We start from the raw sequence: 23,034 nt of genomic DNA, 5'->3' as shown, positions 1-23,034 counted from the left end.
TACCGACTCTGAACATTAGCGAAGCAAACGTTACGAGCAATCAGAACAGACGCAACAATGTCTAACCATATTTTCGTTTTAGATACCAACCGCAAGCCCCTGACACCGTGCAAGCCAGGGATGGCACGATCACTGCTCAAAGCCGGGAAAGCATCGGTATTTCGACGCTACCCATTCACCATTATTCTAAACAAGGAGGTTGACGCTAATCCTGAACCCCTCGAACTCAAATTAGACCCAGGCTCTAAAGTCACTGGAATTGCCTTAAAGCAAGGGAATCATATTATCTTTGCTGCCGAGTTGCAGCACCGAGGACAGCAGATTAAAGAAGCATTGCTCTCTCGTCGTCAACTCCGACGTTCTCGACGAAACCGCAAGACCCGATATCGACCAGCTCGGTTCTTGAATCGGACTCGGAGCAAGGGTTGGTTAGCTCCCAGCTGGCAGCATCGAGTAGATACTCTAATGACCTGGGTTCACCGATTTCCTAGACTTGCCCCAGTTGGCCGCATTACCCAAGAGCTAGTACGGTTCGACCTGCAATTGATGGAAAACCCTGAGATATCAGGTGTTGAGTATCAGCAGGGAGAATTACAAGGCTATGAAGTCAGGGAATACCTGTTGTTCAAGTGGGGCAGAACCTGTGCTTACTGTGGGGATCAAAATGTACCACTTGAAGTTGAGCATATCCAGCCTCGGTCTAAGGGTGGCTCTGACCGGGTTTCTAACCTGACGATGGCTTGCCACTCATGCAATCAAGCCAAAGGCAATGGGGACATTCGGGATTTTTTATCGGGCCAGCCTGATGTCCTGAGTCGTCTTCTCAGGCAGGCCAAATCACCCCTTAAAGATGCGGCTGCCGTTAACTCGACCCGATGGGCCTTGTTCAAGGCTCTGAAAGCAACAGGACTCCCAGTTACCACAGGAACTGGCGGACAAACGAAGTTCAATCGACTGAGGCTCAACCTACCTAAAGCTCACTGGCTTGATGCTGCCTGTGTTGGACCAGTCGAATCACTCGAAGTTCTGACTTCAAAACCGTTGCTGATTTTAGCAAAGGGGCATGGAACCCGTCAGATGTGCGGGACGAATAAGTACGGATTCCCTACTCGTCACCGCTCCAGGAGGCAAATTCATAAAGGCTTTCAGACTGGCGACATGGTGACGGCTACGGTCACAGCGGGGAAGAAAATTGGCTCCTATGTAGGACGGGTTCTCTGCCGTGCGTCTGGTAGTTTTGATATTACCACCGCTTCTGTACGGGTGGCAGGCATCAGCCACAAATACTGCCAACCCATTCACAGGAAGGATGGTTACGCCTATGCTTGAAAGATTGACGGGGACTAAAGTCCCCCTGTCGCGTTTCCTCCCCGGTCTAAAGACACGGGGCTTCCACGCTCCCAAGAGGTTTACGTGAAACTCGCCCACCCCCTACTTATGGGATTTTACATAAGTTTTGCTAATTCATACAACCAAATAGATTTTTTTTTTCAAAGAATGTTAATAATTAATACAATTTTAGGGAAAATTGCTCGCCAAAAGTTGACGAGATTATAGGGGTTGTGGTAAGCTAGGAGAAATCGCGCCCAAGGCTTTACTATATCTATTGGCAAAAATAAAGCCGGAAACCCTAATTATATCGCGGTTATAATTATTATCCCGGCAGAAATTAAAATTCACGATTCACGAGTTTTTCGGGAAAATCCCTAGGCTATTTTTACCGACCTTGACAAAAACGACATTTTGTGCATACCCCCAAAAGTCATAAATAATAATGAGATCCTCACCCGAAATTGGGAGTTTAACCGAGTTGGAGGGTAGCGGGTGAGGAGGGGGAAAAGTTATAGCATCAGTGGTTTAAAACCATGTTTAATAGACATCCGACCAATCATATCCATTTTATCCAAAGTGATTTGATTTCTGCCCCAAGAAAAATTGGTATATATAGCCTCAAATTCTAATAACATAGATTCGGCAAAACAGGCGAATAGCTGGCGACCGGGAACATTCATATTGACAATTTTCATGATTTTCCAGTCAATATCTAAAGCGTGTTCCACAATGCCCCCAGACAGGACATGAACACCGGGACTTTGAAACTTAGTTGCCATATTTTTAGGGTAGCCCCCATCAATCAACAAACAGGGTTTTTTCAAAACCTCCGGGTCAATTTCCACACCCTGTGGCATACTAGCGACCCAAACCACAATATCAGCCTGGGGTAATGCTTCATCTAAAGCCATAATTTTACCCCGTCCCAATTCAGCTTGTAGGTTTTGGAGTCTTTGGCGATCGCGAGCAATCAATAGTATTTCAGCCACATCAAGTCTGCCATTTAGCCACCGACAGACCGCACTGCCAATATCTCCGGTAGCGCCACAAACAGCCACAGTAGCCTTAGATAAATCTATTCCCAATTTCGGCGCTGCTTGTTCGACTTGACGGCAAATAATATAAGCCGTGTGTGTGTTTCCGGTAGTGAAGCGCTCAAACTCCAACTTAATGTTGCGAATTCTACCCAGTTGATCCAAATTAAATCTCTCAAAAATAATCGAAGAAAACCCCCCCAAAGCCGTAATATTCATGCCATTTTTTTGAGCATGAGCCATAGCATTAATAATTTTGCGAGTAGCAGCTTTCATGCGGTTAGTCGCCAACATTTCGGGTAAGAAGCAAGACTCTACATACCTACCCTCAATCACCTGACCCGTAATACTTGTTACCTTAATATCCTCAACAATTAAGGGTGGTGCGCTGCACCAAAAATCCAGACCTTGATCAGCATATTCTGCATAACCCAAATCCCGAGCCACAACCTGGGCGTGTTCCAAACTGGTAAGATGACCGATGAGACCAAACATGATTCGACGTTAGTTATTTTTGAGTTAACATCCTCTTGGGGGAGGCTATTCCATTTACCCATTTCCCGGCACGAGCTGTATGAGTCGATGCCGGACCATAGAAATTAATTTTACCTGCAAAGGAGCAGGTTGGGTTGTGATTTTATGTTTAATCTCATCACCAACCTGCCCATAGTGCCAGCAATTCCGAATGAAGCTCTGCCCACCGGCTCCGGCGCGAGGTGGGGGTGTCTTATGCTAATCCCGGACTCCCATGAGTCCAAAGATCACACAAACAAGCCCAGCTTCTAGGTGAACCTCCAGAACATTTGCTGGAGCGCTCCTCACCGTCATTTCGGCGAGTAAGCTTCAGTTTTAGGGATTACGGAGTGTCTCTTGTTTCCGGCGTTCCCAAAGTCAACGACTTAAACATATTTTCACACCAAGTCGCCCTAAAAGGACGAGGTTTTCAACCCATTTTTTCTGATAAGGCTATGACGATTAAGACCCTGGCGATCGCAGATCCCACCCGTTAGCGCGGTTCGGCTGCGATCAGTTCGGCGGAGCTCACCGACCGCACCGACCGTTTTTGTTCAAAATCTCAACCTGACTAAGTTAAACTCCTGCCAAACCATAAGCAGACATCCGCATAATATCGCGGGTAGTGAAACCAATATTGCTCAGAGCTTCCCCATAGGCAATCATGAAGTCCTCAATTAAGGCTTCTTTCTCCATTCCCAGGATACTGGCATCTTTTTCTACCTGGTTAAGCATTTTCCAGACCAGGGGTAGGTTTTGGCGGTTAGCTTCTTCTAGTTCAGCTTTGGACTCTTCAAAGTGAGCTTTCAGCCACTCCTCGCCAAAGTTCAGATGCTCGTACTCATCTTTAACCACGCCTTCGGTAATTTTGCGAGCAAAGGGATCAGCCACGGGGATATAGATGTTGTAAGCAGCGATCGCAAAACTTTCAATAATTAAAGATTGGATCAGCAAACAAGTGACCAACTTCCCTTCAGCCGCCGCCTTTTGGAAATTACCATGAAGTTTAGCAAAGAACTCACGGCCAAAGTCCATGTCTGGGGTAACTTCCAGGTTGCGACCACAAGCCTGAAACCCTTTCTTATGACGCTTTTCCATTTTCGACAGACGAATTAGCTCTTCCCGTTCTTCCGGTAGCATTTCACCCAGTTTGATGTAATTATCATAGGCTTCCTGCTCACCTTCAATTACGATCGCATTAATCCGGCTATAGGCATCTTTATAGGTTTCGTTTTGAAAGTCCAGTTCAGTAATTGTTTCAAGCTGTGGCATAAATTAGATTTCTCCTGGTAACAAACAAATGAGCTGTTCTTGACACTCCCACGCCCCTTAACAGTGGAATTCTTGGTTCAGCGATCCGACTTACACATCTAACTCAAAAGCCAGATACCCAGAGGTCGATATCTCCCCAAGCGTTTTGCTCTCATTCCCGAGAACCTGTTTCGATCTGCCTGACCGTACAGTGGGGTCGAAAAATCGTCTATTTTATAGCTTGCCTCACTCCTTATTGGCCATTATACTGATAATCCAGACACACACAATCATGGTATCTGACCAACTCAATGGCCTTGAGCATCAGCAAGCATTAGGATCTTTATAGTTTACTTTACCTATTTATTCCAGGAATTGACCAACTTTGTAGGATTTTCTAGGATTAGTTCCTGACCTACCCAGTTAAACTTAATGATCATAGCATTTTTGATAAGTTTATCTTAATCCAATTAGCGATCGCCTTATAACTCAACTTTATGAAAAAATCTGTAAACTGGACTACTTTTTTTCAGGTACTGACCCTGTTGTTGTTACTGGTGGGGGCGGGAATTGTCCTGCTGCCTCTAGTGATTGTGGTAGGATCCTCCCTATCAGAACCTAGTGCCGTCGATAGTTCTCAGCTTACCCTGAAAAACTACCAAGAGGCATGGCAGCGGGGTAGCTTTCTGTTAGCCTTCGCCAATTCCACCTTTGTCGCCTTATCTGTAACCGCCTTTCAGGTGATCACCTCAGCCTTAGCGGGTTATGCCTTAGCGCGACTCAAATTTCGCGGCCGCCAGGCGATCGTTTTAGTAGTGTTAGCGACTTTAGTCATTCCCTTTCAATTATTAGTCGTTCCCATTTTTCTCGTCCTCAAATGGGGTCATTTACTCAACTCCTACTGGGCTTTAATCCTACCCACAGCCGTCAACGGCTTCGGGATTTTTCTGTTACGCCAATATTTCATCACCATTCCCGTAGCCTTAGAGGAAGCGGCCACCATTGACGGGGCCAACCGCTGGCAAATTCTCACCCAAATTATGCTACCCCTAGCCCGTCCTGCCCTAGTAACCCTGTTTCTATTTACCTTCATTGGCGAATGGAATGATTTATTCAAGCCCCTGGTATTTACCACCAGACCTGAGTTAAGAACCGTACAACTAGCTTTAGCCGAATTTCAGGAACAGTTTACCAGCAGTTGGCAACTACTAATGGCCGCCGTAGTTATTGCCACTGTCCCCGTGGTGATCTTATTCCTGTTGGGTCAGCGACAGTTCATCCGAGGTATTGCTACCACAGGAATTAAAAATTAACCCCTCAGCAATTGACAATGGTTTGGCGATCGGGTTTGATGAGAAACAGATGAGCAGCCGATTTTCTGGTGAGGCCAAGTTGGATGTTGAAACGATTGCGAGTTCTGATCATCAGTTGTTTAGTTTCCCTGATGCTGGGGGGATGTGTTCACTCCGATATAGGGATTGAATTTTCTGATCAGACCCACGGCAAAATTGTCCAGCATATCCGGTTAGCCGAAGGAGTGACTAACTTCGGATCTGACGCTTTAGATGAGTGGCTTCCGAGTCTGCGTCGTCGCGCCAAACTTCTCAACGGTAAAGCTAAACAATTGTCCAATCAGGAGATTGAAGTTACTATCCCCTTTGACAATGGGGCAGATTTGCAGAAAAAATTTAGCGCCTTTTTTAACCCCATGACCCCCCCCTCTAGCCGATCGCTTCCGGCTACAGAAGGGCAACTACCACAATTTGCCTCAGATTTGCGTTTAAAGCAAAATAACTTAATATTTGCTCTGCGTAATCGGATTAACCTAGAATTAGACCTAACATCCCTAGCCCTAGTAGCCAGCGAGGATAACGTTATTGTTGGGGCCGAAAACCTGATCGACCTAGAATTTAGGCTGATTACTCCTTGGGGGGCGCGGGTCATAGGAGACGGCAACCCCGACTCTGACTCCAACCCGACCACAGAAGAAAACGGCAAGTTGGTAGTATGGACTCTCCAACCTGGAGAGATTAACCGACTCGAAGCCATTTTCTGGGTTCCTAGTCCTGTAGGTATTGGTACAGCTATCATTGCCGTTTTCGCATATTTTGGCTTCCTGCTGAAGTATCGACTGTTATCACCGACTGTCACACCAGCCGCCAATAATAATCAACCCCTTACCTCGGATAGCTAAAACTGGGTAAATTTTACTATGGTGATGACTGTAGTTTTAAAGACTCGTTTTTTATGGTCTCTAAAGCCCTCCCAAATATTTGACAAGCCGCGCTAACTTTTTATGAGAATCGCCCTTTTTACTGAAACATTTTTACCGAAAATAGATGGGATTGTTACCCGTTTATGTCATACCGCCGAACAACTAAATCGCCTAGGTGATGAGGTGCTAATAGTTTCTCCAGAAGGTGGATTAACCGAATATAAAGGCTGTCAAATCTACGGTGTAGATGGATTTCCTCTCCCTATGTATCCCGAACTCAAAATCGGTCTTCCTCATCCGGGAATTGGGGCAAAATTAGCCGAATTTAAACCAGATATTATCCATGTGGCTAACCCGGCTGTATTAGGATTAAGTGGCTTATATTATGGTAAAAAACTCAACGTCGGGTTAGTAGCCTCCTACCATACCCATCTACCCCAATACCTGCACCACTACGGCTTAGGAATGCTGGAGGAATTCCTGTGGGGGTTATTGCGTACAGCCCATAATCAGGCTATGTTAAACCTGTGTACCTCCACAGCTATGGTTGAGGAATTACGCAATCATGGCATTGAACGGGTAGACCTATGGCAGAGGGGGGTGGATACAGAACTGTTCCAACCCCACAAAGCCACTAAAGAAATGCGCGCGAGCCTCAGTATGGGAAACCCAGACGATACCCTACTGTTGTATGTGGGGAGACTAGGAGCCGAAAAAGAAATCGATCGCATTAAACCTATTCTAGCAGCAATACCCAACGCCCGTCTAGCTCTAGTCGGAGATGGTCCGAACCGAGAAAACCTAGAACAACATTTCGCCGGAACTCCCACCAACTTCGTGGGTTATCTGCGGGGAGAACAATTAGCGGCCGCTTACGCCTGCGCTGATGCCTTCATTTTCCCTTCCCGGACAGAAACCCTAGGTTTAGTCCTCCTCGAGGCTATGGCGGCAGGAACCCCCGTAGTAGCCGCGCGGTCTGGGGGAATTCCCGATATTGTCACTGACGGAGTAAATGGCTATCTGTTTGACCCCAAGGATGAACAAGGAGCCATCAAAGCCACCAGTAGACTGTTATCCCATAGTGATGAGCGGGAAAGGTTGCGACAAAATGCTCGATTAGAAGCCGAACGCTGGGGGTGGGCTGCGGCCACTAGCCAACTGAGGCGCTATTATCAAAATATTTTGACTCGTCAATCACTGCCCTCTGTTGCCTAGTTGAGAGGAAACCCGTAGACTTGAGACAAGGAATGGATTATCGCTGTTCCTTGCTTCTTCCTTTTTAGGCTACTGAATCGGGGGATCAACCGTTCAGATGGAGTCCTTTGTCAATTTAACCCCGACCCATGACAGTTTCCCACGCAGGTAGCATTCTGGCTACATTGACTCAAGTTAATCGCATGGGCTTGTTGGCAGATCGTGTAAAAAATCTGCCAATGGGAGAGTTTATTTGTATTCTCGATTTCATTACCGCAGAATTTCAACAATTTCTCCGAGCTATCGAACTGATTAACAATGAAGCGATCGAAACCCTCCTCGAACAGCTTCTCGATGCCTTTACTCTCAAAATCGGACAAATCTTAGAAGCCGATCGCACTACCATTTTTTTGATTAATCGCAGCAAGGGTCAGCTTTGGTACAAAACCTCTCCCGAAAACAACGAAACTGACGGCGAGGGGAACTCCGACTCTAAACATACCGAGGAAATTCGCCTACCTATGGATGTGGGTATTCTTGGCCATGTCGCCTGTACCGGAGAAGCCCTCAATATCACTGATGCTCAAACCCATGAGTTCTTCGACCCCGCTATTGATCAACCATCAGGGTACGAAGCGCGCAGCATTCTCTGTATGCCCATTTTTAGCACCCAAAATCCTCAAGAGGCCGTCGCCGTGGTGCGACTCCTCAATAAAGCAGGCGATCGCCCTTTTACCGAGGAAGACGAACAGCAATTTCGCTCCTTTGCTGATTCTATTGGCATTATCCTCGAAAGCTGTCAATCATTTTTTGTGGCCGCCCGTAACCAGCGAGGTGTAGCAGCCCTCCTCAAGGCTACCACTACCCTCGGTCAAAGTTTAGATCTCGAAACTACTTTGTTATCCGTAATGGAACAGGCGAGAGACCTAATGCAAGCCGATCGCAGTACCATTTTCCTACTCAAAAAAGAAACCGAGGAACTCTGGACTAAAGTAGCTAAGGCTGATGGTAAAACCATGATGGAAATTCGCATTCCCGCTAATAAAGGAATTGCGGGTTATGTGGCTTCCACAGGTCAAGTGCTAAATATTACCAATGCTTATGCAGACCCCCGCTTTGACCCGACAACCGATCGCAAAACTGGCTATCGCACTCGTAATATTCTCTGTATGCCAGTTTACAACGCTAAGGGTGAGCTGATTGGTGTCACTCAGTTAATTAATAAACATAAAGGCAGTTTCACCGATTCTGATGAGGAATTTCTGCGGGCTTTTAATGCTCAGGCGGGTATTGCTTTGCAAAATGCCCAACTGTTTGAAAATGTCATGGTGGAGAAACAGTATCAAAAAGATATTCTCCAAAGTCTCTCAGATGTGGTTATTTCTACCGATTTACAAGGTCGCATTGTTACCATTAATGATGCCGCTTTAGAATTGCTCGGCTGTCCCCGTCACCGTCCCCGCCATCGACAAATTCGCGAATATTGGGAATCTCAACTTAGCGGACAATATATCTGGGATGTTCTTCCTATTGAAAATTTGCAATTGCGTCTTGAGGATAGTCTCAAATTTGCCGCCCGCCATTTTGTCCCCGAACAAAGTTTAACTGTAGGATTAGTCGAAATGATAGTTGGGGAATTTGGAGATACAACACCCATCCCCATTTTGGTGGTTCCTGATGAGAAAAAACCAGATATTTATCATGTTTGGGGTCAAGAATATCAGCCTTTGGATGGCAATGCTTTGGCTGATAATGAGGCGATCGCTTCCGAAATTCGACAGCTAGAACGTAGCATTAATTTGACTGTTAATCCTTTGACTAACCCCGAAGGTGGTGTCCGGGGTGGTTTGGTGGTTTTGGAAGATATTAGCCGCGAAAAACGTATGAAAACTACCATGTATCGCTATATGACTCCCGGAGTGGCTGAACGGGTTATGGCTTTGGGAGAAGATGCTTTGATGATTGGGGAAAGGAAAGAAGTAACTATTCTATTTTCTGATATTCGTGGCTATACCACCTTAACTGAAAATTTGGAAGCCTCTGATGTCGTCGCGTTGTTAAATCAATATTTTGAAACTATGGTCGAAGCTGTTTTTTCCCATGAGGGAACTTTGGATAAGTTTATCGGGGATGCACTTATGGCTGTGTTTGGTGCGCCTCTTCCTCTCAGAGATAATCATGCTTGGATGGCGGTTAAGTCCGCTTTGGATATGCGAAAACGGTTGAAAGATTTTAATGAGTCTCGACCTAATGAACCTCAAATTAAAATTGGTATTGGTATGAGTTCCGGAGAAGTCGTATCGGGAAATATTGGCTCTCAAAAACGGATGGATTATACTGTGATTGGCGATGGGGTTAATTTGAGTTCCCGCTTGGAACAACTGACTAAATTGTATGGCTGTGATATTATTTTAAGTGAGATGACTTATCATTTGTGTGGCGATCGCATTTGGGTGAGAGAGTTGGATAAAGTCCGGGTGAAAGGTAAAAATAATGCCGTTAATATTTATGAGTTGATTGCCTCAAAATCTCAGGCTTTAGATGATGAATTGGTCGAGTTTTTGGGATATTATAACCTGGGAAGACAGGCTTATTTGGCTAGGGATTTTGCTTTGGCTATTAAGCATTTTGAAGTAGCTCAAAAAATGCGATCGGATGATAGGGCCGTCGAAATTCACATCGGTCGCGCCCAGAATTATCTACAAAATACCCCACCCCCCGACTGGGATGGTATCCATACTATGACAACTAAATAATTAAGAATTAAGAATTCAATAATTAATAATTATTGATTGATTATGTATCATGGGATACACCCTTTGGCTATAATCAACGGTAGGGGAGTCAAGCAAACTTGATGTTTGAGCAGGTGCTACCTACACAAATCACGAACAAGCGCTATACTGTCTGATAGTCAAAATCTTTGAGCCACTACTGTACTGTATGGGTCAGCCTAAGACCCTGTACATAGTTGGGTAATAGTCCTATCTGAGGTATTTTCATGGTTAATCGAGTGACCAATATCGAAGAATTAGAGAACTTGATTGCGCGGGTAAAAGTAGCCCAGCAAAAATTCTCTGGCTTCACTCAAGAACAGGTAGACTACATTTTTAAGAAAGCAGCCCTAGCCGCTAATGCTGCGCGTATACCTCTAGCGAAAATAGCCGTCGAAGAAACAGGTATGGGGGTAGTTGAGGATAAGGTGATTAAAAATCACTTCGCCTCGGAAATCATCTATAACAAGTATAAAAACACCAAAACCTGTGGTGTTATTGAATCCGATAAATCCTTCGGATTCCAAAAAATCGCCGAACCTGTGGGCATCTTAGCAGGTATTGTCCCCACTACTAATCCCACCTCTACCGCTATTTTTAAGGCTTTAATTGCCCTAAAAACTCGCAATGGGATTATTTTTTCACCCCACCCCCGCGCCCAAAAATGTACCAATGAGGCGGCGCGTATTATTCTGGAAGCAGCCGTTGAAGCCGGTGCGCCCGAAGATATTATTGGTTGGATTGATGAACCGACAGTTCCCCTATCTCAGGCGTTGATGCAGCATCAGGATATTAAACTGATACTGGCTACAGGGGGTCCGGGAATGGTGCGTGCTGCTTATTCTTCCGGGCGACCCTCTTTAGGTGTTGGTGCGGGGAATACTCCGGCTTTAATTGATGATTCTGCTCATATTAAAATGGCGGTATCTTCGATTATCCTCAGTAAGACTTTTGACAATGGCATGATTTGTGCTAGTGAACAGTCTGTAATTGTCGTTGATTCTATTTATGACCAGGTAAGGGAGGAATTTCTCTCCCGTGGTGCTTATTTCCTCACCCCAGAAGAAACCGATCGCATGGCGAAGGTGATTTTTGTAGACGGTCATCTTAACCCCGAAATTGTCGGTCAAACTGTTAATAAATTGGGAGGAATGGCGGGGCTAAGTCTTCCTGATAATACCCGTGTGATTATCGGCGAACGACCAGATATTGATGATGATGACCCCTTCGCCCATGAAAAACTATCGCCGGTTTTGGTTATGTATCGGGCGAAAGATTTTGAGGATGCCGTTCTGAAAGCTGAACGTTTGGTACAGTTGGGAGGTCGTGGTCACACCGCCGCTTTGTATACTTCCCCTAATAATACTGATCATATTAATGCCTTTGAGGGTAAGGTACAAACCGCGCGGGTGTTAATTAATACCCCTTCATCTCAAGGGGCGATCGGAGATTTGTATAACTTCCGTCTTGACCCTTCTTTAACTCTGGGTTGTGGAACTTGGGGCGGTAATTCCATTAGTGAAAACGTCGAACCTACTCACCTGTTGAATATTAAAACCGTTGCCGAACGACGGGAAAATATGCTGTGGTTCCGAGTCCCTCCCAAAATCTATTTCAAGTATGGTTCCCTACCCGTCGCTTTGCGAGAGTTGGCGGGTAAAAAACGGGCTTTTATTGTCACTGATAAGCCTTTGTTTAATTTGGGAATTACCGCATCTCTTGAGGAAGTTCTCGAAGAAATCGGGGTGAAATATGACGTTTTTTATGATGTTGAACCTGACCCGTCTTTGGATACCGTACAACGGGGTTTAACTCTCATGAATACCTTTGAACCGGATGTCATTATTGCCATTGGTGGTGGGTCGCCTATGGATGCTGCTAAGATTATGTGGCTCATGTATGAACATCCAGATATTGAGTTTGAAGGTTTGGCGATGCGATTTATGGATATCCGTAAACGGGTCTATGATTTGCCGCCGCTGGGAGAAAAAGCACTAATGGTGGCAATTCCTACTACTTCGGGAACTGGATCCGAGGTGACACCCTTTGCTGTGGTTACCGATCGCCGCAATAATATTAAGTATCCTTTGGCAGATTATGCCTTGACTCCTAATATTGCGATCGTTGACCCCGAATTGGTCTTAAATATGCCGAAAAGTTTAACATCTTTTGGGGGTATTGATGCCTTAACTCACGCCCTAGAAGCCTTTGTTTCCGTGTTGGCTTCCGAATACACCAATGGCATGGCTTTAGAAGCCATTCGGCTGATTTTCAAGTATCTACCTAGTTCCTATAACAATGGCGCAAATGACCCGAAAGCACGGGAAAAAATGCACTATGCAGCCACTATGGCAGGCATGGCTTTTGCTAATGGTTTCTTGGGTATTTGCCATTCTATTGCCCACCAATTAGGGGGGACTTTCCACATTCCCCACGGTTTGGCGAATGCCTTAATGATTAGCCATGTAATTCGCTACAATGCTACTGATGCACCCTTCAAACAAGCCACTTTCTCCCAATACAAATATCCTAACACTAAATGGCGTTATGCTCGCGTCGCGGATTATTTGAATTTGGGCGGAAATACTGATGATGAAAAAATCGATCGCCTAATTTTGGCTATTGAAGAACTCAAGCATAAGGTAGGAATTCCTAAAGCCATGAAAGAAGTCGTTAAAGAAAGCGAAGCCGAGTTTTTGGCTAAGGTTGATGAAGTCGCAGATCAAGCCTTTGATGATCAGTGTACAGGGGCCAATCCTCGCTATCCCTTAATTGAGGATCTCAAGCAACTGATTATTGATGCCTATTATGGGCATCCAGTCGTCGCTACCGAAAATAATGGCAAAACTGTATTTCCGACTTTTGGCCCGGAACCAGTTATGATGGGTGAATAGGTTGTGAGTTACCTATAAATTCAAGCCCATTTGAGAGGCGAGTTTCTGACTAGATCAGATCGCCTCTTTTTTTTGCTCAAATGGGGGCCAGCATAGCCATAAATATTTTGGTGTCTATCATGTATAATCCGAATATTAGATTCTCACTAAGAACCTGATTTGAGTAATTATCTGGATGACCATAACAGCCCATGACCTATATCACCATCGTCTTGATATTACTGCCAATTTTGGTAGGATTTTGCATTTATCTATTCCCCAAAATCGATCGCTATTCGGCTATGGCGGTTGTCCTGATGTCTTTTGCTTACGGGTTATGGGTTATCTTAGAACCCCCCAACCTGAATATTCAATTATTGAATAACTTTGGAGTTCAATTATTAATTGATCAGAATAGTGGCTACTTAATCTTGACCAATGCCTTAGTCACTATGGCAGTGATTGTCTACTGTTGGCAGTCCCGGATTACTGGCTTGTTTTTTACTCAGATATTAATTGTTCATAGCAGCCTTAACTCAATTTTTATGTCCCAGGACTTTATTAGTCTATATGTGGCTTTAGAAGTCTTAGCAATAGGCGTTTTTTTATTAATTGCTTATCCTCGCAGCGATCGCTCAATTTGGGTAGGCTTACGCTATCTATTTGTTAGCAATACCGCCATGCTATTCTACCTGGTAGGGGTCGCCCTTGTCTACCAAGCCCATCATTCCTTTGCTTTTGCTGGCTTACGGGGTTCCTCTCCAGAGGCTATATCCCTAATCTTCATGGGTTTATTAGCCAAGGGTGGTATCTTCGTCTCAGGGTTATGGCTACCCATGACCTATGCTGAATCAGAAACCCCTGTTTCCGCCCTTCTCTCAGGAATTGTCACCAAAGCCGGAGTTTTTCCCTTAGTACGTTTAGCTTTAATTCTACCCGAATTTAGCCCAGTTCTAAGCATCTTTGGGGTAGCCGCCGCCTTGTTAGGTGCAATTTATGCCATTTTTGAACAAGACACCAAACGCACCCTCGCTTTTAGTAGTATTTCCCAATTAGGTTTGATGATTGTCGCCCCCGTCGCCGGAAGTTTTTATGCTCTCACTCACGGCTTAGTTAAATCAGCTTTATTCCTCATAGAAGGAAGTCTACCTAGTCGCGACTTTAAACAACTGCACCAGCAGCCGATTACCACTTTCCTCTGGCTAATTCTACTCCTGGCTAGTTTATCTATATCTGGTTTCCCCCTGTTATCTATTTTTTCAGCAAAAGCCCTCGTTTTTAAAGACTTGTCAGCCTGGGAAGATATCGCCCTCAATATTGCCTCAGTGGGAACCGTCATCTATTTTGCCAAATTTATCTTTATTCCCCACGAACAGTCCGCCGCCTCCGAAAAATTTGACTCTCAAAAAGTGGCATTACTGCCAGCTATATGTATTCTGTTTATTGCCTTAATTTTCGCTAATCTTCCCTACTACGAGTCTACCTATACCGTCGAGAAGATTACTAAGGCTTTAGCTACTATTGGGGTGGGTTGGTTAGCCTATTTTATGATTTTCAAAAACTCCCTAATTCACCTCCCGAAAACTTGGGAAAAATTAGACCATCTGATTGGGGTCATGACTCTGAGTTTAACTGGTATATTTTGGCTGGTTGTGTGGTTAAAAATTTCCTAAATTTTTGCCATGATAAACCCGAGCATTTTGGCTAACTAAAATTTTGCCGAAATTCCCAAAAAGATATTTTGTTTTTTGCGGAAATAGTGTATGCTTTACATATAATTAACCAACTCCTTTAGCTGACAGATAATTGTGTTAGAGTCGTTAGTATTCGCCTCCGTGATGTTCGGATTTTTCGGCATCATTCTCAAAAAGAACCTGATGATGAAAATTATCTCCATGGATGTGATGAGTACAGGGGTAATCGCCTATTATGTACTCATCGCCTCACGAGATGGCTTTTTTACGCCGATTATCGGTAATGCCAGAGATAATGGCAGTTATGCCGACCCGGTGCCACAGGCGGTGATTTTGACGGCGATCGTAATTGGCTTTTCCGTCCAAGCATTAATGCTGGTTGGTGTCATGAAGTTAGCCCGCGATAACCCCACCCTAGAAACCGACGAGATCGAAAAGAACAATACCCCATGACCAATATTACGATCGCATTGATAGCATTACCAATGTGTATGGGGTTCAGTATCTATTTACTCCCCAAACTTGATCGCTATCTAGCTGTTTTGGCAGCCCTTTGTTCCCTAGCTTATGGGTTGCAGGTTCTGTTAAATGATACAGATTTGCAAATCAAACTACTAGATAACTTTGGTGTTGAACTATTAGTTGATCAACAAAGTGGCTACTTTATTTTGACCAACGCCCTAGTCACAACTGCAGTGATTTTTTACTGTTGGAACCGGGGGAAAGTCGCTTTTTTTTATGCCCAGACAATCATTTTACATGGCAGTGTTAATGCCACATTTGTTTGCCAGGATTTTATTAGCCTATATGTAGCCCTAGAGGTGTTAGGAATAGCAGTTTTCCTGTTAATTTCCTACCCTCGTAGCGATCGCTCAATTTGGATAGCCCTACGCTATCTATTTGTAAGCAACACCGCCATGCTATTCTACCTGATCGGCGTTGGTATTGTCTACCAAGCTAATCATTCCTTTGCCTTTAGTGGCTTACGGAGTTCCTCTCCAGAAGCCATAGCCCTAATCTTAATGGCACTATTAGTCAAAGGTGGCGTGTTTGTCTCTGGGTTATGGCTACCGCTAACCCACTCCGAATCAGAAACCCCCGTTTCCGCCCTCCTCTCAGGAGTCGTAGTCAAAGCCGGAGTATTTCCCCTAATTCGTTGCGCCCTAATTGTACCAGAGATTGACCCAGTGCTGAGAATCTTTGGTATCAGCACCGCCATTTTCGGTGTAATTTATGCAGTTTTTCAAAAAGACACCAAGCTAACCCTAGCTTTTAGCACCATTTCCCAGTTAGGATTTATCCTCGCTGCCCCAGTAGTTGGCGGGTTTTATGCCCTCACCCACGGCTTGGTTAAATCAGCTTTATTCTTAATAGCTGGAAGTTTACCTAGTCGCAACTTTAAGCAACTACAGGCGCAGCCCATTAATACCTCAGTTTGGATACCATTATTAATAGCCAGTTTGTCCGTGTCTGGCTTCCCTTTACTGTCAGGTTTTGGGGCGAAGATGATCACCTTTAAAAATCTGTTGTCTTGGCAAGAAATCATCCTAAATATAGCGGCAATAGGAACCACCATATACTTTGCCAAATTCATCTTTCTTACCCATACTCAACTACCAGCAACCCCAGAAACTGAGGCAAAGCAGCAGGGATTATGGCCAGCTATGGTAATTCTGCTGGGGGGGCTGATTTTGGCTAACTTTTTCTATTATCAATCAGTTTATACTATTGATAATATTGTCAAATCCCTGGTAACTATAAGTGTCGGATGGTTGGCTTATTTTGTGCTTTTTAAAGACTTAGTAGTGAACCTGTCCAGATCCTGGGAAAAGCTGGAACATATTATTGGTGGAATGACCATCATGTTAACAGTGCTGTTTTGGTTGATTTTCGCGGTGGGTATAGCATGATTAAATATCTGTCTCTCAACTTAATTCTGCGATTAGCTATATGGTTTCTGATTACTGCTGACCTGAGTTTAGCTAATATCATTATCGGGGTGAGTGTGTGTTTATTATTACCCGGTCGTCGCCCCTCTAAGGCGGCTTTAAACGACTGGTTAAGGGCTTTAGGGGAAGTCATTAGGTCAGTGCCTCAAGCCTACCTAGAGGCTTTTGAGATTATCTTAAAACCCCATAATTATGAAGATATCACCATGGAAAGAGTGAAACCCCAAAGAACACCGGGTTTGATTTTTTTAGATATCTTTATCATTACCTTTACCCCGAAAACCATTGTTTTAAAATATCACCAAGAGGGCTGGTATGAAGTCCATTGGGTACGTCGCCGGAGGCCTGATTCATGAACACTATCTTAATGATGATGCTGGTAGCTTTAATGATTCCTATTTACGAAGCCTGCCAAGATGATAATATTTGGCAAAAGGTGTTAGCATTTTCTAGTATTGCTAGTAAAACATCGATCATGATTCTAGTTGTCTCGGTTTTAAGAGATGATTGGATGATTGGCGTAGTTGGGGTAATTATTCTCAGTGTTGGGAATGCGTCTTTAATGCTATTGGCTCAAATTCTTAGACGCATGAGTGATGTATTAACTAAGTGAATCATGATTAACTTATTCAGTGACCTTTTGATGTTAGTTGGGGTGGTCTTTTGGTTTTGGGGAACTTTTCCCCTAGTAGGCGATCGCTCAGTATTATTCAAACTACATGGTTTATCAGTCTCTGATACCTTGGGTTCCATGACCATAGTTTTCGGACTATTACTGAGAATTCCCAGCGAATGGCCCCTGCTGATTCTTGCCATTATTTCTTTGGCAATTTGGAATACTGTTTTAGGATATGTATTAGCTTACTGTTCCAGTAGTGAAGGTGACGATGAACGATAATACTATCTATCTAATCACGGCGTTAATGCCTCTAGCCACCGCTATGGTAGTTTTACAAGTTAACCCCTATCATGCCTTAGTAATTCGTGGTATATTGGGTGCTGTGGCTGCTTTGGTTTATGCGATCTTAGGGGCTGCAGATGTAGCCTTAACTGAAGCATTAGTGGGGACGATGCTGGCAATTACCCTGTATGGGGTGGCGGTGCGTTCTTCTTTGGTCATGCGTTTGGGTGTCCTGAAAGAGGAATTACAACAGCCGGAAAGCGATCGCCCTTTTGGTCAACTGGTCGATGAATTACGGGGAATTTTTCGCCAACATTATATGCGGGTTGAATTAGTACCTTATAAGGACTTAGAAGAGTTACATCATGCCTTAGTCACCAAGGAAATTCATGCCACTTGTATTCAGCCTTTACATTCAATATTTGCCAGTCCATACCCGACCAAATCTCATCAACCAGAATCGCCAGAATCGCCAGAATCGGCGGAACCGGAACCTTTACCCTATTATACCACTACTAGGCTGAAACGGCTCTATGACATTATGCAAGCCGAACTGACATCATCCCGAACCATTTTAAACTATTTTAATTTAACAGAATCTGGAGAGAAACATTAATGAAATGGGTTTATATCGCTGTGGGTGTGATACTTTATCTAAAGATGTTGCTGATCTCCAACCCGATCGATGAATGGTTGGGTCCTTCCATTGTGGAAGTAGTAGTGCAAGATAGTGGTGTACCTAATGCAGTTTCCGGCATCATTTTCAGAAATCGCTTGTATGATACCATCTTCGAGGTAGTGGTTTTTACCATCTCAATTATGGGGTGTAATTTTTTACTAGCCAATGAGAAACCCCTTAGTAAAGTGTATCGATTTACTGATCAGCCTTCCATTGTTTTAGCGCGGCTAGGCGCGACTATTGCGGCTTTGGTGAGTATTGAATTAGCCATTAGGGGTCATCTTAGCCCTGGGGGTGGTTTTGCGGCCGGAGTAGCAGGAGGGACGGCGATCGGTCTAATTGCGATCACTTCTCCACCGGAGTTAATGCAGGGAATTTATCAGCGTTGGCAGGCATCTATTTGGGAGAAAATTTCCGTCCTCATCTTTATTTTATTGGCGGTAATTACTCTGTTTGGTATAGAATTCCCTCATGGGGAATTAGGGAGTTTAGTCAGTGGTGGGATTTTGCCATTACTGAATATTTTAGTAGCCTTAAAGGTGGCTTTGGGGTCCTGGGCGGCGGTGTTAATTTTTATTCGCTATCGGGGGTTATTATAGGTTAATTTACCGTAATTTTCCCGATCGCAATACACTCACCAGCAGCCATAACCCCACCAGGGAAGCCGCCGCAAAGAGGATATTACTAATCAGAGACAACTGGGGAGTTTGCGCCCCAGTTGAAATCATCGCCGCCCCCATAATTAACGAACCGAGTACAATACTAAAAGACAGGCGGTTAGCTGCATCATTTAGGCTATTTTCCAGGCTAGTTAATTCTGGGATTCTAATATTCCATTTGAGGGTTTCGGAAGTAACGCGATCTAAAAACATTTCAATTTGACTAGGCGATCGCAATGATAAACTTTTGAGATCTAAAGCCGTCCTTAACAGAGTCTCTAGGGGGTTATCTCCTAACAATTGATTGCGGAATAACTCCGTCATCAATGGTTTAATCTCATTGAGTAAATTAACTTCCGGGTTAAAACTGCGGGTGACTCCCTCCAAATTCGCCAAAGTTTTAGCATATAATCCCATATTACTAGGGAGGCGAATTCTATTATTGCGAGAAATCTGCAAAATCTCATAGAATACCTGACTAAAATTAATTTCCGCCAGACTCAGATTATAATATCGTCTCAGCATACTATCATAATCATTAGTCAGGCGACCCAGTTGCACCGATTCCGATGATTCTGCTAATTCTAAGGTAAGTTGGGCGCAACGTCTAGCATCTATATCCACAACTGCTAGTAACATTTCGGTTAAAATTTGCTGAGTCCGAGGGTCTAGCCTTCCCACCATTCCACAATCTAAAATAGCTACCCGTCCATCATTAAGATAAAACAGATTTCCTGGGTGGGGGTCCGCATGAAAAAAGCCATCTAAATAGATTTGCTGAAAAAAGGCACGAAATAATAAACTGGTAATTTCTCCCCGGCGTGGATCATCCTCATTTGTCTGTTTCTTAGAAGGTTCTGACAGCAATAAAGGTACACCATCTAACCATTCTAATACCAGTAAATTAGGAGTTGTAAATTCCCAGTAAACTTTGGGAATAATTAACTTTTCGGGGTCAAACCACCGAGTTTTGGAGAGATTTTGCCGCAATTTGTCTGTATATTCAGCTTCTGAGGTAAAGTCTAATTCAGCTTTTAAAGCGCTAGTAAATTCCTCAGCGATCGCCACAATATCATAATCTTCTCCCCAGTCAGTAATCGCCACTAAATCCGCCAAGGATTTAATTAACTCAATATCCTGTTCAACAATAATAGAAATTCCTGGGCGCTGTACTTTCAAGGCAACTTCTTCGCCATTTTTCAATGTAGCGCGATGAATTTGTCCAATAGATGCCGCCGCCACCGCCTCAGTTTCAATACGACTAAAAATCTGGTCTAAAGGTTGAGAAAACTGTTGTCTAAGTTGAGTTTCAATATCCCCCCAAGCCACAGCGGGAACATTAGCTTGTAAATCGGTTAAAGCATCAACATATCTTCCCGGTAGCAAATCAGGACGAGTCGATAAAAGTTGTCCTAACTTGACATAAACCGGACCCAATTCAATTAAAATATTCCGTAAAACATCAGGAGATGGTAGCCGAGGTTCTTCTGGTTTATCCCCCGCTAACAAACCCCGCATATAGTCCCAGCCGTTGCTGAAAACAATTTCCAAAATTTCGCGTTGTCGGGAGTTTTTTTTAGTAATGGAGAACATAAATTTATCGGGGATAAAACGGACTTAGTAATTCCTGAAAATATCAATAAACGCACTGGGAACTACAAAAAGCGATCGCACTCTATTTAACGGCGTAATGATAGTATCTACTGTATCCGAAATACTCGCCAGGGTCGATCGCCCCACAATCACCACATCATTATTTTGGAGAGGAGGATTATTCGGGGAATTACCTCCCTGAGTAAAATCTATTTGCAGGCGGCGCTGTTCCACAGTACCATCAGGGCGAAAGCGAATCAACTCCACCGAGGACTGATGGGCGCGAGAGGTAAACCCCCCGGCCGTCAGTATAGCTTCATTTAAGGGAGTATTAGGGGGAATTTGAACAACTCCAGACCTTTGCACTTCCCCCACCACATTAACACGAATATTGTTTGGGGAGAAACTAGCGTTAGCAATTGCCCCCATTTCCACGGGGTTAATCTCCGTAGCTGTGGGTACAAAAACCGTGTCCCCTTCCTGTAATATTGTATCCTGGGTAGCATCACCATTTTGGAGTAATTCCCAAAGATTAATAGTAATCACTTGGCGACTCCCACGACTATCAGAGCGCCTAATTTCCACCTGTCGAATATCAGCCTCTGGTTTAACCCCTCCCGCCACCTGAATAGCGCGGGTAACAGTGGGGATGCTACCACCACCCGCCGCCCCAGGGACTCCAGCATCTCCGGTGCGAGCAGTGCCAGTAACAGTATAAGGCCCCGGTCGAAATACTTGCCCAATCACAGCAATATTTAAAGGTTCACTTTGGTCAGCCGCAAAACTCGCCGCGCGGCGGTTAGATAATTGTTCCAGATTGGCAGTTTCTACCCCAGGGATGAAGATACTATCGCCATTTTGTAGAACTATATCCTGTTGTAGATTATCTCCGTCTAGGATAGGTTCTAGGTTGACTTCTAGTATTTGTTCTTGTCCCTGGTTGGTGAGGCGGCGAATTTGCACCCGACTGATATCAGCCATTAGCCGAATTCCTCCAGCTTGCTTAATGGCTTGGGTAATGGTAGCGACTCCCCCTGGTCCTCCTTGACTGGGGATGGTATAGGGACCGGGGCGGCGCACTTCTCCAGATACGGCAATATCAATTAGGGTGGCTTCGTTGTTAGCAAAACTAGCCCTAGCAATTTGTCGCCCCATTTCTGGGTCAATTTCGGTGGTGGTGGGAATATAGATAACATCTCCATCCCTAAGCCGGATATCGGTGCTGAGACTACCTGTTTGCAGAAGTTCCATCAGATTTAGATTGATGATTTGCTCTGATGTTCCCAACTGGGGTCGTCGTAGTTGCACCTGTCGCAGGTCTGCGGCTTGGGTGATACCTCCGGCTAATTGTAGGGCGCGGGTAATGGTGGGAAATTGGGAACCTTCCCTCGCCATGGTATAGGAACCGGGGCGGTTGATTTCCCCTGAAATGCCTATTCTGAGGGGACGGGGAGTAATGAGGCTGATGGTTACTCTGGGGTTTCGTAATACTCTGGCGCTTTCATAGCGATCGCCTATAGCCCTAGCCGCCTCTTCTAAGGTCATGCCACTTACGGAAATACTACCAGCTTGGGGAAGGTTAACTGTACCGTCAACTAATACTTCTTGTTGACTGCTATATTGTTCGACGGGAAAAATAAATACTTGGATTACATCACCGGCACCCAAGGTATATGGGGCTTCTTGGGTTGGTGGCGCTGAAAGCTGCGAAAGGTGAGGAGGGGGGTTATTGGTGGGGTTTTCAGCCCAACTGGGGGAAGGTAAAGCGATCGCACCATAGACGAGTAGACCCAGACTGGTTAGGGAAATATATTGTTTGGCGGCATAATGGCATTTAATCATAAATACATAAGTAAGTAGCAGAGGGAGAGGGGTTGCCTAGTTAGGTATAGATTATATCCCCTAGTTTCCACCTCTCCCCCTACCAAAGGGCGATCGCGGTTATCTGTGTGTAGGTCAATTGATGATGACCTACTACGTGAGTTGTTTATGGGTTTTTTTGAGTCTCTTCCACTGTTGTTTGATTTTTTTATAAGACTCTAATGTGGACATTTTCCCGTTGGTTTGCAAAGCGGCAATATAACTAACCTGTTGAGCAAATTCTTGCAGGTTGGCGTTAAATAGCATATTTTCGGGTTGGTCTGATCCTCGATAAGGATAACGGGGGGTCAAAAAGTCGTTTAGTTCCATGATAGCCACCAGTTCAATCAAAATGTGTGATCAAGTTGGGAAATTGTTAGGGACGGCAACAGATATGCAGCCTGAAAACAGAAGATACATTCTCAGGGATGAACTTGTCAAAATCAACCCTGTTGTTTACCGTCCCTACTCCAACCTAACATTAATTTCTGGGAATGCCTGTAGCATGGGTAG

At 44.5% G+C, this 23,034-nt stretch carries 20 protein-coding genes; 15 read left to right on the top strand and 5 right to left on the bottom strand.

Going from position 1 to position 23,034, the window contains the following annotated elements; translation table 11 throughout:
* The first annotated feature begins 57 nt into the window (after positions 1–57).
* Positions 58–1,329 carry an RNA-guided endonuclease IscB gene (iscB, locus tag NLZ44_RS20150; RefSeq protein ID WP_493750937.1) on the top strand — a complete coding sequence of 424 codons (1,272 nt, stop codon included), beginning with the start codon at positions 58–60 and terminating at the stop codon, positions 1,327–1,329.
* A gap of 512 nt (positions 1,330–1,841) precedes the next feature.
* On the opposite strand, the gene NLZ44_RS20145 is transcribed toward iscB, so the two are convergent.
* The gene (locus tag NLZ44_RS20145; RefSeq protein ID WP_493750936.1) at positions 1,842–2,861 is read right to left on the bottom strand and encodes a long-chain acyl-[acyl-carrier-protein] reductase; all 1,020 of its coding nucleotides are present in this window, start codon (positions 2,859–2,861) and stop codon (positions 1,842–1,844) included.
* Between the two features lie 368 nt (positions 2,862–3,229).
* Here NLZ44_RS20145 and NLZ44_RS20140 point away from each other — a divergent pair, with 368 nt between their 5' ends.
* Positions 3,230–3,376 (top strand): hypothetical protein, encoded by a 147-nt coding sequence (locus tag NLZ44_RS20140; RefSeq protein ID WP_493750935.1) that lies wholly within the window; start codon positions 3,230–3,232, stop codon positions 3,374–3,376.
* A gap of 79 nt (positions 3,377–3,455) precedes the next feature.
* Here NLZ44_RS20140 and NLZ44_RS20135 read toward each other — a convergent pair whose 3' ends face one another.
* A complete protein-coding gene (locus NLZ44_RS20135) occupies positions 3,456–4,151 on the bottom strand; it encodes an aldehyde oxygenase (deformylating) (RefSeq protein WP_493750934.1) in 696 nt (231 codons plus the stop codon).
* Positions 4,152–4,627: 476 nt separating this feature from the next.
* On the opposite strand from NLZ44_RS20135, the gene NLZ44_RS20130 reads away from it, so the two are divergent.
* The 13 genes from NLZ44_RS20130 (at position 4,628) to NLZ44_RS20070 (ending at position 19,008) form a co-directional block, all read left to right on the top strand.
* A complete protein-coding gene (locus NLZ44_RS20130) occupies positions 4,628–5,443 on the top strand; it encodes a carbohydrate ABC transporter permease (protein WP_008050783.1) in 816 nt (271 codons plus the stop codon).
* 83 nt (positions 5,444–5,526) lie between these two features.
* Complete coding sequence (locus NLZ44_RS20125; protein ID WP_111890706.1) at positions 5,527–6,324, top strand: DUF3153 domain-containing protein; 798 nt, start codon at positions 5,527–5,529, stop codon at positions 6,322–6,324.
* A gap of 102 nt (positions 6,325–6,426) precedes the next feature.
* Positions 6,427–7,560 carry a glycosyltransferase family 4 protein gene (locus tag NLZ44_RS20120; RefSeq protein ID WP_008050780.1) on the top strand — a complete coding sequence of 378 codons (1,134 nt, stop codon included), beginning with the start codon at positions 6,427–6,429 and terminating at the stop codon, positions 7,558–7,560.
* A gap of 128 nt (positions 7,561–7,688) precedes the next feature.
* Positions 7,689–10,295: a GAF domain-containing protein gene (locus tag NLZ44_RS20115; protein ID WP_493750933.1), complete on the top strand. Its 2,607-nt coding sequence runs from the start codon at positions 7,689–7,691 to the stop codon at positions 10,293–10,295.
* 245 nt (positions 10,296–10,540) lie between these two features.
* On the top strand, positions 10,541–13,207 hold the full coding sequence (gene adhE, locus NLZ44_RS20110) for a bifunctional acetaldehyde-CoA/alcohol dehydrogenase (protein ID WP_493750932.1): 2,667 nt from the start codon (positions 10,541–10,543) through the stop codon (positions 13,205–13,207).
* A gap of 191 nt (positions 13,208–13,398) precedes the next feature.
* Entirely contained in the window at positions 13,399–14,859 is a 1,461-nt protein-coding gene (locus NLZ44_RS20105; RefSeq protein WP_111890709.1) for a cation:proton antiporter, read from the top strand.
* 165 nt (positions 14,860–15,024) lie between these two features.
* Entirely contained in the window at positions 15,025–15,333 is a 309-nt protein-coding gene (locus tag NLZ44_RS20100; RefSeq protein WP_493753035.1) for an NADH-quinone oxidoreductase subunit K, read from the top strand.
* Positions 15,330–16,790: a cation:proton antiporter gene (locus tag NLZ44_RS20095; RefSeq protein WP_493750931.1), complete on the top strand. Its 1,461-nt coding sequence runs from the start codon at positions 15,330–15,332 to the stop codon at positions 16,788–16,790. Before NLZ44_RS20100 ends, NLZ44_RS20095 begins: the two co-directional genes overlap by 4 nt.
* Positions 16,787–17,185 carry a cation:proton antiporter gene (locus NLZ44_RS20090; RefSeq protein ID WP_493750930.1) on the top strand — a complete coding sequence of 133 codons (399 nt, stop codon included), beginning with the start codon at positions 16,787–16,789 and terminating at the stop codon, positions 17,183–17,185. The genes NLZ44_RS20095 and NLZ44_RS20090 overlap by 4 nt, the downstream gene beginning before the upstream one ends.
* Entirely contained in the window at positions 17,182–17,442 is a 261-nt protein-coding gene (locus NLZ44_RS20085; protein WP_006619692.1) for a hypothetical protein, read from the top strand. Before NLZ44_RS20090 ends, NLZ44_RS20085 begins: the two co-directional genes overlap by 4 nt.
* A gap of 3 nt (positions 17,443–17,445) precedes the next feature.
* Positions 17,446–17,727, top strand: coding sequence for a monovalent cation/H(+) antiporter subunit G (locus NLZ44_RS20080; protein ID WP_006669178.1), 282 nt, complete (start codon positions 17,446–17,448; stop codon positions 17,725–17,727).
* A complete protein-coding gene (locus NLZ44_RS20075) occupies positions 17,717–18,346 on the top strand; it encodes a DUF4040 domain-containing protein (protein ID WP_006625696.1) in 630 nt (209 codons plus the stop codon). The genes NLZ44_RS20080 and NLZ44_RS20075 overlap by 11 nt, the downstream gene beginning before the upstream one ends.
* Entirely contained in the window at positions 18,346–19,008 is a 663-nt protein-coding gene (locus NLZ44_RS20070) for a Na(+)/H(+) antiporter subunit B (RefSeq protein ID WP_111890713.1), read from the top strand. The genes NLZ44_RS20075 and NLZ44_RS20070 overlap by 1 nt, the downstream gene beginning before the upstream one ends.
* A gap of 6 nt (positions 19,009–19,014) precedes the next feature.
* On the opposite strand, the gene NLZ44_RS20065 is transcribed toward NLZ44_RS20070, so the two are convergent.
* The 3 genes from NLZ44_RS20065 to NLZ44_RS20055 form a co-directional block, all read right to left on the bottom strand.
* Positions 19,015–20,661: an ABC1 kinase family protein gene (locus NLZ44_RS20065; RefSeq protein WP_493750929.1), complete on the bottom strand. Its 1,647-nt coding sequence runs from the start codon at positions 20,659–20,661 to the stop codon at positions 19,015–19,017.
* Positions 20,662–20,685: 24 nt separating this feature from the next.
* Complete coding sequence (locus tag NLZ44_RS20060) at positions 20,686–22,503, bottom strand: polysaccharide biosynthesis/export family protein (RefSeq protein ID WP_493750928.1); 1,818 nt, start codon at positions 22,501–22,503, stop codon at positions 20,686–20,688.
* A 132-nt stretch (positions 22,504–22,635) separates the two neighbouring features.
* Positions 22,636–22,851 carry a DUF7219 family protein gene (locus NLZ44_RS20055; RefSeq protein WP_006669175.1) on the bottom strand — a complete coding sequence of 72 codons (216 nt, stop codon included), beginning with the start codon at positions 22,849–22,851 and terminating at the stop codon, positions 22,636–22,638.
* Positions 22,852–23,034 lie beyond the last annotated feature (183 nt).

The organism is Arthrospira sp. PCC 9901 (genome assembly GCF_059013425.1).
The sequence above is the reverse complement of the archived record's forward strand: the minus strand, read 5'-3'. Positions and strand labels throughout refer to the sequence as shown.